Annotated in this window: 8 protein-coding genes; 6 read left to right on the forward strand and 2 right to left on the reverse strand. The window is 71.6% G+C overall.

The genetic code is table 11. The features are described 5' to 3' along the window. Positions 1-33: 33 nt before the first annotated feature. Positions 34-1,449, reverse strand: a complete 1,416-nt coding sequence (locus ABT300_RS33505) for a family 2B encapsulin nanocompartment shell protein (protein ID WP_351683821.1) — start codon at positions 1,447-1,449, stop codon at positions 34-36. Positions 1,450-1,718: 269 nt separating this feature from the next. After that, complete coding sequence (locus tag ABT300_RS33510) at positions 1,719-2,405, reverse strand: TetR/AcrR family transcriptional regulator (protein WP_351683823.1); 687 nt, start codon at positions 2,403-2,405, stop codon at positions 1,719-1,721. A 119-nt stretch (positions 2,406-2,524) separates the two neighbouring features. On the opposite strand from ABT300_RS33510, the gene ABT300_RS33515 reads away from it, so the two are divergent. The 6 genes from ABT300_RS33515 to ABT300_RS33540 form a co-directional block, all read left to right on the forward strand. Beyond that, positions 2,525-3,658, forward strand: a complete 1,134-nt coding sequence (locus ABT300_RS33515; RefSeq protein WP_351683826.1) for an FAD-dependent oxidoreductase — start codon at positions 2,525-2,527, stop codon at positions 3,656-3,658. Between the two features lie 762 nt (positions 3,659-4,420). Continuing rightward, positions 4,421-5,623, forward strand: a complete 1,203-nt coding sequence (locus ABT300_RS33520; RefSeq protein WP_351683828.1) for an acyl-CoA dehydrogenase family protein — start codon at positions 4,421-4,423, stop codon at positions 5,621-5,623. Beyond that, positions 5,620-6,498, forward strand: a complete 879-nt coding sequence (locus ABT300_RS33525) for an SCO6745 family protein (RefSeq protein ID WP_351683830.1) — start codon at positions 5,620-5,622, stop codon at positions 6,496-6,498. Before ABT300_RS33520 ends, ABT300_RS33525 begins: the two co-directional genes overlap by 4 nt. A gap of 41 nt (positions 6,499-6,539) precedes the next feature. After that, positions 6,540-7,148: a nuclear transport factor 2 family protein gene (locus ABT300_RS33530; protein WP_351683832.1), complete on the forward strand. Its 609-nt coding sequence runs from the start codon at positions 6,540-6,542 to the stop codon at positions 7,146-7,148. Next, positions 7,142-8,752: a PfaD family polyunsaturated fatty acid/polyketide biosynthesis protein gene (locus tag ABT300_RS33535; RefSeq protein ID WP_351683834.1), complete on the forward strand. Its 1,611-nt coding sequence runs from the start codon at positions 7,142-7,144 to the stop codon at positions 8,750-8,752. The genes ABT300_RS33530 and ABT300_RS33535 overlap by 7 nt, the downstream gene beginning before the upstream one ends. A gap of 139 nt (positions 8,753-8,891) precedes the next feature. Beyond that, positions 8,892-14,713: SDR family NAD(P)-dependent oxidoreductase (locus tag ABT300_RS33540; protein ID WP_351683837.1), on the forward strand; the 5,822-nt coding region annotated here is incomplete at its 3' end.

Raw genomic sequence — 14,713 nt, forward strand, 5'->3', positions numbered from 1 at the left:
TGTCAGGCGTGGACCTGCGGCGGAGCAGGGCGTTCAGCGCGGCCTGGGGGCGATCTGCACGTTCTCCATCACGCCGATGGCGTCGGGCAGGAGCACCGCGGCGGAGTAGTAGGCGCTGACGAGATAGGAGATGATCGCCTGTTCGTTGATGCCCATGAACCGCACGGACAGACCCGGTTCGTACTCGTCGAGCAGTCCTGTCTGCCGCAGGCCGATGACGCCCTGGTTCTTCTCTCCCGTGCGCATCGCGATGATGGAGCTGGTCTGCTCCTTGCTGATCGGGATCTTGTTGCAGGGCAGGATCGGGACCCCGCGCCAGGCGGGGACCGACTGCCCGCCGAGATCGACGTGGTCGGGGTAGAGACCGCATGCGTTGAAGCCGCGTCCGATGGCGGCGATCGTCCTCGGGTGGGCGAGGAACAGTTTGGTGCCGCGCCGACGGCACAGCAGATCGTCCATGTCGTCCGGGGTCGGCGGGCCGAAGCGGGGCTGGATGCGCTGCTTGAAGTCCGCGTTGTGCAGCAGTCCGAACTCGCGGTTGTTGATCAGTTCGTGTTCCTGACGTTCTCGCAACGCCTCGATGGTGAGCCTGAGTTGCTCCTCGCTCTGGTCCATCGGACCGTTGTAGAGGTCGGCGACCCGGGTGTGGACGCGCAGCACGGTCTGTGCGACGGAGAGCTCGTACTCGCGAGGCTTCGGCTCGTAGTCGACAAAGGTGCCCGGCAGTTCGGCCTCGCCGACGTGACCGGCCGAGAGAGCGATCTCCGCCTCGCCGTGCTTGTTCTGCCGCTGCCGCGCGCGGGCGCTGAACCGGGCGATGTGGGCCTGGAGTTCGGGTGCGCGGTCCCGGACGGCGCTGAAGTCGGCGTGGGAGAGGGTGAGGACGGTGCCGGAGGTCTCGGCGGTGACCGTGCAGTCGTGAAGGGCGTCGGCGTCCGCCAGCGCGTTCTCGCCGAAGTGGTCGCCGTCCGCCAGCACCGCGAGGGTGTTCTCCCCGCCGTACCGGCCCTCGGAGGTCTGGACGAGTCGGCCATGGGCGATCAGGTGGATCCGGTCCGCGGGGCTGCCGCACTCGACGAGGACCTCGCCCGCCGTGAAATCGCGCTGTGCGCAGCGGTCCGCGAGGGCGGTGAGGACGTCCTCGTCCTCGAATCCGCGCAGAACGGCCAGTTCGCCGAGCTCCCGAGGGATCACCCGGACCGTGGCGCCCTCCTGGACGAACTCGATGTGCCCGTCACCGAGGGTGTGGCGCAACCGCCGGTTGACCCGGTAGGCGCCGCCCTTGGCCTCCACCCAGGGCAGCATGCGCAGCAGCCAGCGAGAGGTGATCTCCTGCATCTGCGGGGCGGACTTGGTGGTGGTGGCGAGGTTGCGGGCAGCGGTGGTGCTCAGGGACTGCTGGGCCGCGGCGGGTGGGGTGTGGGTATCCGGGACGCTGTCGACGGACATGCGGGGGCGTTCTCCTTGCGCGCAGGCCGTCCGGCGCACAGGCGTGCGCCGGACGGGAGACAGGGAGGGGTGGGCAACGAGCGGGAAGGATCACGGGTATCCGTCCACCTGCAGAAAGCTAGCCGCTGCAACGGCCGCATCCGCCGAAGAGAGGGGATGCTTACCTCGAAGCGGTGACAATCAGTTCAATGCGGTTTATCGCAGCGGAGATCGTCTCCGACGCCCCACGCGCCGCTGTTCTGCTTGTCGCCCGCCCGCCGTCCGACGCCCTAGCGCAGGGCTGAGACACCGGCAAGGAAGATGTCGACGCCGACGAGGAACTGCTCGCGGTCGTCGTGCTCGCCGAGTCGGGCCGCCGCCGCGTGCACGAAGGGATACCGGCCGGGGTCGATCTGCGCCCATTGTGCGGCGGCGTTCTCCAGGAACGTCTCCCGGCCCTGGTCGCCGCCTTCGCGCAGCCGTGCGTTCGCGGCGTTCTGCGCGGCGACGCCGAGGACGTAGTTCACGAGCGCGCCGGCCGCGTCGAAGCGCACTCTTTCCGGGACTTCGAGGGCGTTCAGCAGTCGGCCGAGGCTCTCGTAGAAGTCCAGCAGTGCGGGCCGCCACGGTTGGCGGGAGAGTTCCGCCCCGATCCAGGGGTGGGCGTCGATCGCGTCGAACAGGCCGAGGGCGAGGCGGCGCAGAGCGCTGCGGGGGTCCGCGTCGGCGACCGCGCCGGACAGCACGCCGGTGATGACGTCGTCGGCGGCCGTGGCGAGCAGATCGCTCTTGTCCGCGACGTGGTGGTAGATCGCCCCGTAGCCGGTGCTCAGTCGCACGGTGAGCGCACGCAGCGTCAGCGCCTTCTCGCCGCCGCTGTCCAGGATCTCGACCGCGGTCCGGATGATCAGCTCCCGCGAGAGGCTGTCCGTCCGCCGCGGCGCTCGCGCAGATCCTTGCGCTGCTCTCTTCACCATGCCCCCAGCATCGCACGGACCCTGACTTTGGAGCGTCGATCCAATCTCGTGCTAGCGTCATTGGAGTGATGATCCAATGAGGACGTCGCGCTACCCCGTAAGGGGCTGGGGAGGAAACCATGACGACATCCGTGACGATCGTCGGAGCAGGTCTGGGCGGCCTGACGCTGGCCCGTGTGCTGCACGTGCACGGCATCGACGCGACGGTCTACGAGGCGGAGCCCGCGCCCGATGCCCGCCGCCAGGGCGGCCTGCTCGACCTGCACCCCCACAGCGGGCAGGCCGCGCTGGCCGCGGCCGGTCTCGCCGAGGAGTTCCGCAAGCTGATCCTGCCGGGCCGCGAGGCGTACCGGGTCATGGACCGGGCGGGGAACGTGCTGCTCGATCTGCCCGACACGGGCGCCGGCGAGCGCCCGGAGGCGCCGCGTGGCGCACTGCGACAGATGCTGCTCGACTCCCTGCCCGACGGAGCCGTCCGCTGGGGCCGCAAGGTCACCGCCGTGCACGCCATCGCCGACGGCCGCCACCGGGTGGACTTCGCCGACGGCGCCACCGTCGTCGCGGACCTGCTCATCGGCGCCGACGGGGCCTTCTCGCGGGTGCGGCCGCTGCTCTCGACGGCTGTTCCGCGGTACTTCGGCGTCTGCAGCGTGGAGACGTTCCTCTTCGACGCGGGCGCCCGCCACCGATCCTCCGCGGAGGCGGTCGGAGCCGGATCGCTCTTCGCGCTCGCGCCGGGCAGGGGACTGCTGGCCCACCGGGAGGGCGGCGGAACCCTGCACGCCTATGCGCAGTTGAAGAAGCCCCAGCACTGGTTCGCCGGCCTGGATGCCGCTGATGCCGCGGCCCTGACCCTGCGGGTGGCGAAGGAGTTCGACGGCTGGGCTCCCGAACTCACCGCCCTGATCACCGACAGTGACACCCCGCCGGTTCTGCGGCCCGCCTTCACGCTGCCGGCCGGACACCGTTGGGACCGCGTACGGGGGGTGACCCTGCTCGGCGATGCCGCCCACCTCCGTGCGCCGAACGACGAAGGCGCCAACTCGGCCATGCAGGACGGCGCGGAACTCGGCAGTGCCCTCGCTGCGCACCCCGGCGACGCGGAGACGGCCCTCGCCGCGCATGAGCAGGCCATGTTCGCCCGCGCCGCCGAGGTGGAGGCGAACGACGACGGCTTCTACGGGCTCATGATCGACGACCGTGCGCCGTACAGCGTCCTCGCCCTGATGACCGGCGTCGAACAGGACGCCTGATCCGCACGTCCGCGCGCCGTCGGGTCGTCCGGTCCTTCACTCCTCTGTCCGCCGTCCGGTGCGGTGGGCGGACCACGACCTGGCGGGCGCGGGCGTCGCCGGTCGGACGGCTCCTGCAGTGGGCCGCGAGTTTACCTTTACCTTTTTGTGAAAACTCTGACTTGCGAACCCAAGTTACTATTCAGTTCACTTCCTGTGGAGGGGGCCGCCTTATTAGGGCGGGCGTTCAATGAATTCTGGCCGTCAGATCTTGACGCGTCAGAGCGGCTTGAGGGAAGATCGGCGACGTAGAAAGCGGTGAACTCCCCAAAGGTCTTGACCAGGCCTGCATGATTCCCCTTAAAAGGCCCGGGCGGTGCTGGAGATCCCGATGCGGTGGCGCTGACGAGTGTCGGCCGCGGGATGGGAACTCCTCCGCCCTCCTGTCTTCGCGTTCGCGTGAGCCTCACCCGTCCTCACGTCCTGCGCGCAAGATCCCTGCATCGCGGCACCCGTCTTCGTTGCCCCGGCGTAGACGTGTCGTAAACCCCCATTCACCCGACATTCACCTTCGGTGCGAATGCCCCTTATTTCGCCTTGACTTCTTTTCGTCCTCTTTCGCGCACCCGGGGCGAGAGAAGAGTGATGCGGTTCGTCCGAAAAGGCGAATTGCTCCTCTTCGCTCCCTGATCGCTCCCTGAAACGAACGAGGGAAGAGGCGGCTTCTCGGGTTCTGCGTCCCCCCGCCTCGACCCCACCCCCACCAGAGGAAAGGCCCCTTCCGTGGAGTTTTCCTATTCGGCCGACCTTGTCGGCCTCAAAGCGCGGGCCAGGGAGCTCGCGAAGAAGTTGACGGCGTACGAGGACGAGAGCGAACGCGAGGGCGGGCTCTTACCGAGCAGCCGTGAGGAAATCAAGCGGATCGTCCTGGACAGCGGATTCAACGCGATGAACGCGCCTGTCGCCTGGGGCGGCGCCGGACTGAGCTGGATCCAGCAGGTGGTGGTGGAGGAGGAGTTCGGCCGCCTCACCAACGGGTTATGGGCTGCGGTGTGGCGGCCGACCGCTGCCGCGTTGACACGCTCCACCCCCGAGCAGCGGGAGCGCTATGTCCTCCCCGAGATCCGCGGCGAACGCTTCGGCGGGCGCGCCATCACGGAGCCGGAGGCGGGATCCGATCTGCGCCGCCTCGCCACCACCGCGGTGCGCAGCGGTCGCGGCTATCGCATCACCGGTGAGAAGTGGTTCGTCACCCTGGGGGACATCGCCGACTACTTCCTGGTGCTCGCCCTGGTCCAGCCGGACAACGCGCCGACGATGTTCCTGGTGGACCGCGACGCGCCGGGCGTGGAGCTCCTCGACATGCCCCACTACACCCACAACTTCGCCTACGCGCACCCGAACTTCTCGTTCACCGACGTAGAGGTCGGCGAGGACGCGGTGCTGGGAGAGGTGGGCGAGGGGTTCCGGCTGACGCAGGAGACGTTCTTCGAGGAGCGGGTCCTGGTGGCGGCACACGCCGTGGGGGCGGCGGAGCGGGCGCTGAGCCATGCCACGGACTGGGCGCGGGAACGCGAGCAGGGCGGCGACCGCATCATCAGGCACCAGCTGATCCAGGCCATGCTGGCCGACTCCGTGATCGACATCGCCGTCAACCGCACCTTCGTCCATCAGCTGGCCTGGGACATCGACCAGGGCGGTGACCCCAGAACGCTCAACGCCAAGGTCGCCATGGCGAAGATCTCCGCCACCGAGGCGGCCGGCCGGGTGGCGGACCGGGCGGTGCAGATCTTCGGCGGGCGTGGGTACCTGCGCAGCAATCCGGTGGAGCGCGTGTACCGCGATGTACGGGTCGACAGGATCTGGATGGGCACCTCCGAGATCCAGCGGATCATGGTCGCCAACGAGATCGACAAGCGCGGTCTGTCCGGGCTCGTCCACTTCTCCGGCGCCGCGGAGCCGGCTTCCATGGGGGCGGACCGATGACCCGGGACGCGGTGGACACCGCCCTGGCCCGCGAGGCGCACGGCGTCCTCGACGTCTACCACGCCGTGACCTACCTGACTCCGCAGGCCCAGGAGGCATTCCGCGGCCTCGGTCTGACGCGGCCGTGGAGCGGCTACTTCGCCGGCCGCGCTGCGCCCCTGGGAGCCGTGGGGGGTCCCCTGGTCAGCGCGCTCTTCTACCACTTCAAGCCGGCCATGGTCGCCGCGGAACTGCCCGTGGCCTGGCAGACGGCGACGCCCGGGCAGGTGCTGGAGGCACGGCTGCTCGGTGCGGACGCGGCGCTGCGCGCCCTGCTCGGCGACGCGGTCTCGGGGCGCGAACTGGCCGAGGCGGCCCGGCTCGCCGCGGCCGCGGCCATGGCGTGCACCGTCCCGGCACGCCCTCTCGGCGCGGTCAACGCGGCGTTGGCCCTCCCGGACGAACCCCATCTGGCGCTGTGGCAGGCTCTCACGACGATCAGGGAGTTCCGCGGCGACGGGCATGCCGTCGCACTGGCTCAGGCGCCCTTCGACGGCGTCGAGGCGCTGGTCACGATCACCGCTGCCGGTGGTGAGCGCCGCCGGAGCATCCAGGCTCGGCGGGGCTGGACCGACGAGGAGTGGGCCGCCGCCGAGGAACGCCTGCGGGCACGCGGGCTGCTGGACCCCGACGGCGCCCTGACGGACGCGGGCCGGGCCGCGAGGCAGGACGTCGAAGATCTCACCGACCGGTTGGCGCTGCCGGTGTGGCAGGCGCTCGGCGAGGCGGGAACGCGCAGGCTGGTGGGACTGGTCCGGCCGATGGCCGAGCGGATCGTGACGGGACTGGCGCTGCCGGTTCGGTTGCCTCCCACCACTGCCTCCGTCGCCGGATGAAGGGCGGGGACGGCCGCCGCCCGGGCGGTGACAACAGATCTGTGGACGGGACGGGCGGCGGCCGGTCCTTGCAGGAGCCGGTCGGGTTGCTCCTGCGCGAGTCCGCGGACCGGGGCGTACCGGGCGAGGACGCGGACCGGCAGGCCGTGCGGGAGCTCTCCGACCGGATCGCCCTGCGGGAACTCGTCGACGCCTACGCCCACGCCGTCGACCGCCGCCGCCCGGATCTCCTCGCGCAGTTGTTCCACGAGGACGGGCAGTTGATCATCCCGCATCCGGCCGGCGACGGACGCGAGCCGATCGTCCTGGACGGACGGCACGGTTGGGAGCACGCCTTCGCGGCCGTGGCCCCCTTCACGGTCACCGGCCACTTCGTCGGCAACCACCTCGTGCGGCTGGCAGGGGACAGCGCCACTGCCGAGACGTACTGCCTCGCCCACGAGGTCTACCGGCCCCAGGACGAGACCGAGCGGATGCAGCTCCGGCTGATCCGGTACACGGACGCCTGTGAGCGCCACCGCGGACGATGGCTGTTCCGCACTCGTGAACTGCATGTCGACTGGCACGACGACCATGCCCTCGGGGCGCCCCGCGACCTCTACCGGCAGACCGGGTCGGGCGGCGTGCGCGGAAAGGACCGACCATGGTGAGCACCACGGGCGCCGCCCCCCGGACCGCACCGGTCTTCTCGGGAGAAGGCCTGGTCCGGGGCGTACAGGAGCGGCTCAGGGAACGACTGCACCTGGTGCGGGACCCAGGGACGCGAGCCGTCGGAATCGCCTTCGACGACAGCGCGGCCTCCGGCAACGCCCTCGACGCCCCCGGCGAAGGTCCGGAGCTCGTGGGAACGCTGCCGCCCGGCTACCCGGAATGGCTCGGCGACCGGGCCTTCGGCATCGCCCACGGTGTGCGCTTTCCCTACGTCGCCGGGGAGATGGCGAACGGCATCGCCACGACCGACATGGTCGTCGCCATGGCGGAGGCGGACATGCTCGGCTTCTTCGGGGCCGGCGGCCTCGACCACCGACGGGTGGAGGCCGCCGTGGCCGAACTCGGCAGGCGGCTGGCGGGCCGCCGCAACTGGGGCGTCAACCTGATCCATTCGCCCAGCGAACCCGCCCTGGAGGAGAAGGTGGCCGATCTTCTGCTCGCGCACCGGGTCCCGGTCGTCTCCGCCTCCGCCTACATGGCTCTCACCCCCGCTGTCGTCCGCTGCTCCGCGAGCGGGCTCACCACCGACCGGTCCGGCCGGATCGTGCGGCGCACCCGCCTGTTCGCCAAGGTGTCCCGCCCCGAAGTGGCGCAGCAGTTCATGTCGCCGGCGCCGCCGGCGATCCTCGACGCCCTGCTGGCGAACGGGCGCATCACCCCGACGGAGGCCGAGCTGGCCGCCCGGGCGCCGGTCGCCGACGATGTGACGGTCGAGGCCGACAGCGGCGGTCACACCGACAACCGGCCGCTGAGCGTGCTGCTGCCCGTCCTGCTGGACCTCAGCACCACCCTGGCCGCCCGGTTCGGCGGGCCGCCCGTCCGGGTCGGCGCCGCCGGAGGGCTGGGCACCCCCCGGTCGGTGGCCGCGGCCTTCGCCGCGGGCGCGGCCTACGTGGTCACCGGTACCGTCAACCAGGTCAGCACCGAGGCGGGCCTGTCGGCGGTGGGCAAGGAACTCCTCGCGGCGGCGGACATCGCGGACGTGTGCATGGCGCCCGCCTCCGACATGTTCGAACTGGGCGTCAGACTCCAGGTGTTGCGGCGAGGCACGCTCTTCCCGGGGCGCGCCGCGCAACTGTACGAGGCGTACCAGACGTACGACTCCCTGGAGGCGATTCCCGCGGACCTCCGCACCCGGCTGGAGCGCGACATCCTGCGGCAGAGCTTCCAGGAGGCATGGGCGACCACCCGCGCGTACTGGCTGGACCGCGACGCGATCGAGGTGGAGCGCGCCGAACGCGACCCACGGCATCTGATGGCGCTGGTCTTCCGCTCATATCTCGGCAGGTCGAGCCAGTGGGCCATCAGCGGCGAACCGTCCCGGCGCAACGACTACCAGATCTGGTGCGGGCCGGCCATGGGCGCCTTCAACCGCTGGACGCACGGCAGCTTCCTCGCCCAGCCGGAACACCGCTCGGTCGTGCAGATCGGCCGCAACCTCCTGGAGGGCGCGGCGGTCGTCACCCGCGCCCAGCAACTGCGCGCCGCCGGCGTCGCGGTCCCTCCGGCCGCCTTCGGATTCCGTCCGCGCCCCTTGTCCTGACGCCTCTGTGCGCGGGTGCGCCCCGACGGTCTGCGTGCGGGCGCGTCCCGACGCGTCCCTGCGCGTGCACCCCACATTGAGCCGCGCGCCTTCCCTCTTCGGCACTACCTTCGCGGACCCCGTCCGCACAGGGAGAACCATGGAAAGCCAACGTCCGCAGATGCCGCCCGTCGCCGTGGTGGGCGTCGGTGCGCTCACTCCCGGGGCGTCGGACGCCCCCGAGTTCTGGCGGACCGTCATGTCCGGCCGGGACCTCATCACCGACGTGCCCGAGAGCCACTGGTCGGTCCAGGACTACTACGACCCGGATCCCACCGCCGAGGACCGCACCTACGGGCGGCGGGGGGCGTTCCTCGCGCCCGTGGCCTTCGATCCGACCGCCTTCGGCATTCCGCCCGCCACCGTCCCGGCCACCGACACCACCCAACTCCTCGCGCTGACCGTGGCCCAGCAGGTGCTGGCGGACGCCGGCGTCTTCGGCTCCGAGTCGTTCGACCGCGAGCGGGTCAGCGTGATCCTCGGTACCGCGGCCCTCGAACTGCTGCACACCATGAGCAACCGCATGCAGCGTCCGGTCTGGCTGCGAGCGCTGACGGCCGGCGGGATCTCCCCGGCCCGGGCCGAGGAGCTGTGCGACCGGATCGCCGCCCAGTACGTGCCGTGGCAGGAGGCCACCTTCCCCGGGTTGCTCAGCAATGTCGTGGCAGGCCGGATCGCCAACCGCTTCGACCTGCACGGCACGAACTACACCACCGATGCCGCCTGCGCCGGCTCCCTGGCCGCGGTGTCCGGCGCGATCAGCGAACTCGCCCTCGGCACGGCGGACATGGTCGTCACCGGAGGCGTGGACACCCTCAACGACATTGTCATGTACATGTGTTTCAGCAAGACCCCGGCGCTGTCCAAGACCGGCGACTGCCGCCCCTTCGCCGAGACGGCCGACGGCACCATGCTCGGCGAAGCCCTGGTGATGTTCGCGCTCAAACGCCTCGCGGACGCCGAACGCGACGGCGACCGCGTCTACGCGGTGATACGTGGCATCGGCACCTCGTCGGACGGCCGGGGACAGGCCATCTACGCCCCGGTGCCCGGCGGACAGGCCCGAGCGCTGCGCCGGGCGTACGAGGCCGCGGGATACGGGCCGGACTCGGTGGAGCTGGTGGAGGCGCACGGGACGGGCACCGTGGCGGGCGACGCCGCGGAGTTCAGCGCGCTGCGCACGGTGTTCGACGAATCCGGCCGCACCGACCGGCAGTGGTGCGCGCTGGGGTCGGTCAAGTCCCAGATCGGCCACACCAAGTCCGCGGCCGGCGCCGCGGGCCTGCTGAAGACCGTCCTCGCACTCCAGCACAAGATCCTCCCGCCCACCATCAAGGTGGACCGGCCCAACCCCCGACTCGGCCTGGACGACAGCCCCCTCTACCTCAACACCCGTGCCCGCCCGTGGATTCGCGGCGACGACCATCCCCGGCGCGCCTCGGTGTCCAGTTTCGGGTTCGGCGGGACCAACTTCCACCTCACCCTGGAGGAGTACGTGCCGACGCCCGGCGCCGCGAGCACCGAGGCCGCGTGGACCAGGACCGCGCCCACCGAACTCGTGCTCCTCAGTGCCGACTCGTCGCAGGCTCTGGCCGAGGCGGGGCGGCGACTGGCCGAGGACGACCGGCCGTTCGCCGAGAAGGCCAGGAACTCCCAGCTCCGCTTCGACCCCGCAGAGACGGCGAGGGCAGGCATGGTCGTACGGGATGCGGCGGACCTCGAGGAGCAGGTACGACGGCTGGAGGACCTGGTGCGCGCCGCACCCGACGTCCCCGCCCGCCTGCCGGGAGGACTGTGCTTCGACCCGAAGCCGGCCGAACCCGCCAGGACGGCACTGCTGTTCACCGGGCAGGGCAGTCAGTACGTCGGGATGGGGGCCGATCTGGCGATGCACCTGCCGCAGGCCCGGGCTGCCTGGGACCGGGCGTCCTCGCTTTCCGTCGGCGACCGGCCGCTGCACCAAGTGGTCTTCCCCCAGCCGGTGTTCAGCGAAGCGGATCAGGCGGCGCAACAGGCGCTGCTCACCCGTACCGAGTGGGCCCAGCCCGCGCTGGCGGTGCACTGCCTGGCGCAGTTGGCCGTGCTGCGCTCTCTGGGCGTCCGGCCGGACTGCCTCGCGGGTCACAGTTTCGGCGAACTGGTCGCGCTGCACGCGGCCGGGGTGCTGGACGAGACAGGGGTGATACGTCTGGCGCGGCGCCGCGGCGAGCTGATGAACGAAGTCGCCACCACGGACGGCGCCATGCTGGCCGTCGGCGGAGAGGCCGTACGGGACGCCGCCCGGCTCACCGAGGAGTACGAAGGCCGGGTATGGATCGCCAACCGCAACAGCCCCGAACAGGTCGTGCTGTCCGGAGAGGCCGACGCCATCGCCGAACTGGAGGCCCGGCTCGCCGAACGCGGCGGGACGGCACGGCGCCTGCAGGCATCCGGGGCCTTCCACACACCGCTGCTGAAGGAAGCGTGTGAGCCGTTCGCCGCGGTACTGGGCGAGATGGAGGTCCGTGCTCCCACGACCGATGTCTACGGCAACGCCGACGCGGCCGTGTACCCGGCCGACGCGGGGGGCGTGCGTGAGCGGCTGACCAGCCATTTGGTCTCGCCGGTGCTCTTCGCCGACGAGATCGAGGCCATGTACGCGGCGGGGGTACGGGTCTTCATCGAGGTCGGCGCCGGGTCCTCGCTCAGCCGCATGGTCGCCGACACCCTCGGCGAGCGCGTCCACACCGCGGTGAGCCTGGATCAGAAGGGCCGGCACGGGCTGACCGCGCTGCAGCAGGCCCTGGGACAGCTCATGGTGGCGGGAACACCCATGGATCTGGAAGCGCTGTGGCAGCCGTACGCATCGTCGGCGCAGGACCGGCCGCTTCGAGCGCCCCGGATGAGTTTCCCGCTGTCGGGCACGAACTACCGCTCTCCCGAGCCGGCGACGACGGTTCCCGCTCCCCTCGCGGAACGGGAGCCGGAGCGCGGACCGGAGGCGGAGCCTGCGCCGCAGCCGCAGCCGCAGCCGCAGTCCGCGTCCCAGCCGCAGCCCGTGGTGATTCCCGCCCCCGAGCCGCAGCCCGTGGTGATTCCCGCCCCCCACCAGCATCCCGCACCGCCGGCACCGTCGCTTCCGGCGTGGGGGGACACGTCCGTGGAACTCACCGCTGCGCCGTTCACCGTCACGACCCATGCGTACGGCGCGCCCGGCGCAGGGTACGCAGCAGCGGACTCCGGGACCTGGGTGCACGCCTTTCAGGAAACCCAGCGTCATGCCGCCGAGGCCCACTCCGAATACCAGCGGTTGATGGCCGAGGCTCACCATGCCTTCCTGCGGAGCTCCGACAACGCGCTGGCCGGCATGATGGGAACGGCCCTTCACAGCGCCGTTCCCGGGCCGCCGACGCATGAGATGCCGATGGGGGAGCCGTCTCCAGCGGTGCTGCCCCCCACACCGGCCGCCGCCCCGATCGTCGCTCCGGACCTGGCGGCGCCGTCCGCCGCCCCGCCGCCGCCCTCCCCGCCTGCCGACGCCCCGGCCGCGGCGCCTTCTCCCGTGCCCCAGGCGGAGTCGGGTGCCGGGGTGGATGCGGGGGCGGTGTTCTTCGAGGTGATCGCGGAGAGGACGGGGTATCCGCGGGAGATTCTTGAGCCGGGTATGGAGCTCGAGGCTGATTTGGGGATCGATTCCATCAAGCGGGTGGAGATTCTGTCTCTGTTGCGGCGTCGGGTGCCTGGTGCGCCGGAGGTGTCGGCGGAGGAGCTCGTGCGGTTGCGGACGTTGGGCGAGATCGCGGCGCGTTTTCGGTCCTCGGCGTCGGTCGCCGACTCCGCCGCCCGTCCCCGGACGGAGTCCGAACCGGTGCACGACGGCGCCCACGCGGCGAGGGTGTCCCGGTCCGTCACCGAGGTGGTCGCAGCCGAGGCTCCGGGGCTGGAACTCCCCGGACTGAGGGAGTGCTCCCTGGCCGTGGTGGACGACGGGTCGGGGGTCGCCGAGGCCCTGGTCGGCGAACTGCGCCGCCACGGTGTCACCGCCTCCGTCACCACGTCCTTCGACCCTGGGACACGGGGGCTGATCCTCCTGGGCGGACTGGGGCCGGTCGGCTCGGCGCAGGAGGCGCTGGAGGTGAACCGGCGGGTGTTCCGCACGGTGCGCGACGCGGCGTCGGCTTCCGCGGGACCCGACGTGCTGGTGACGATCCAGGACACCGGCGGTGACTTCGGCCTCGGAGGCGCCGCTGGGGACCGGGCGTGGCTGGGCGGCCTCAGCGGACTCGCCAGGACCGTCGCGAAGGAGCGGCCGGGCACGGTGGCCAAGACCGTGGACTGCGAGCGAGGCCGGCGCACCCCGCAGGAACTGGCCCGCGTGCTCACCCATGAACTGCTGCACGGAGGCGCCGGCGCCGACGTGGGCCTGCGTGCGGACGGCAGCCGTTGGGTGCTGACAGACCGGCAGCAGGACGCCGCCGAGCCGCCGACCGCGCCGTCGGCCTCGCACGGCGTCGGCCCCGACTCCGTGATCGTGGCCACCGGCGGAGCCCGCGGTGTCACCGCCGCGGCCCTGATCGCCCTGGCGGAGGCTCGCCGGCCGACGTTCGTCCTCCTGGGCCGTACGGAACTCTCCGAGGAACCGGAGGAGTTGAAGAACGTCCTGGAGGAGACGGAACTGAAACGGCGGATCGCCGCGCTGCCGCCGGCACCGGGCGCCGAACGCCACGGGCCGGCCGCGATCGGCGCAAAGGCCGCCCATGTCCTGGCCGTTCGTGAGGTGCGCGCCACGATCGCGGCTCTGGAGGCCGCGGGATCCACCGTGCGCTACGTCCCCGTCGACACACGGGACGCGCGGGCGCTGGGCGAGGCCCTGCAACAGGTGCGTGCCGAGGTGGGGGCCATCACCGGTCTGGTGCACGCGGCGGGCGTACTCGCGGACGCCCGCATCGAGGACAAGACGGACGAGCAGTTCGACATGGTCTTCGGCACCAAGGCAGAGGGCCTGCGGGTCCTGCTCGACGCCACCGCCGAGGACCCCCTGCGGTCGGTGTGCGTGTTCTCCTCCGTGGCGGGGCGGTTCGGGAACACCGGGCAGAGCGACTACGCGATGGCCAACGAGGTCCTCGCACACGTGGCCTCCCGCATCGCCGCGCAGCGACCCGACTGCGTGGTCCGCTCCCTGGCCTGGGGCCCCTGGGACGGCGGCATGGTGGGCCCTGCCCTGCGGGAGCACTTCCGCGCCCAAGGCGTCGACCTCATCCCCTTGCACGAGGGCGCCGCCGCCTTCGTCCGGGAGCTCGACGGAGGCGCCGGCCCCGTGAGGGTCACCCTGGCAGCCGGACGGCGGCCCGACGCCCTGGGGTCCGGCGCCGAAGGCGTGTCGCTGGGCGCGGTGCGCATCGTCGCGGACACCCATCCGCATCTGGCCGACCACGCGATCGCCGGCACACCCGTGCTCCCGATGGCCCTGGCCCTCGAGTGGTTGGCCGCCGCCGCGCGAGATCAGACGGGTTCCGGACCGGTGCTCCTTCGCGAGGTCGAGGTGGTGCGCGGCGTGAGCCTGCCGGATTTCCGCGGCGACGGGCACCTGGTCACGGTCCGGGCGACGCGGGAACCCACCGCTGACACCTGCCTCCGACTCACCCTGGAGAGCGGGACACGGACGCACTACCGGGCCACGGCGGACACCGGACCCGACCGCGCACGGTCGGCGCGCAGCTGGAGTCTCCCGTCGGGCGGCGGACCTGCGGCCCCTGTCTACGGCGAGGGCGTGCTGTTCCACGGACCCGCCTTCCGCGCCCTGACGGAGGTTTCCGCCGTAGGCGCCGACGGCGCGGTGGCAGACGTCCGGGGGGCGCAGGCCCACGGCTGGCCCTCCGCCGACGGCCGGTGCATGGTCCCGGCCGCCGGCGACGCCGGTGGGGAAAAGGCCCTGCGGTGGGG

The organism is Streptomyces sp. NPDC001027 (assembly GCF_040299045.1).
Classification (GTDB): domain Bacteria; phylum Actinomycetota; class Actinomycetes; order Streptomycetales; family Streptomycetaceae; genus Streptomyces.

Coding starts and splice junctions, on each gene's coding strand:
- ABT300_RS33505 (WP_351683821.1), bottom strand. CDS start 1,449: ATGTCCGTCGACAGCGTCCCGGATACCCACACCCCACCCGCCGCGGCC.
- ABT300_RS33510 (WP_351683823.1), bottom strand. CDS start 2,405: ATGGTGAAGAGAGCAGCGCAAGGATCTGCGCGAGCGCCGCGGCGGACG.
- ABT300_RS33515 (WP_351683826.1), top strand. CDS start 2,525: ATGACGACATCCGTGACGATCGTCGGAGCAGGTCTGGGCGGCCTGACG.
- ABT300_RS33525 (WP_351683830.1), top strand. CDS start 5,620: ATGACCCGGGACGCGGTGGACACCGCCCTGGCCCGCGAGGCGCACGGC.
- ABT300_RS33535 (WP_351683834.1), top strand. CDS start 7,142: ATGGTGAGCACCACGGGCGCCGCCCCCCGGACCGCACCGGTCTTCTCG.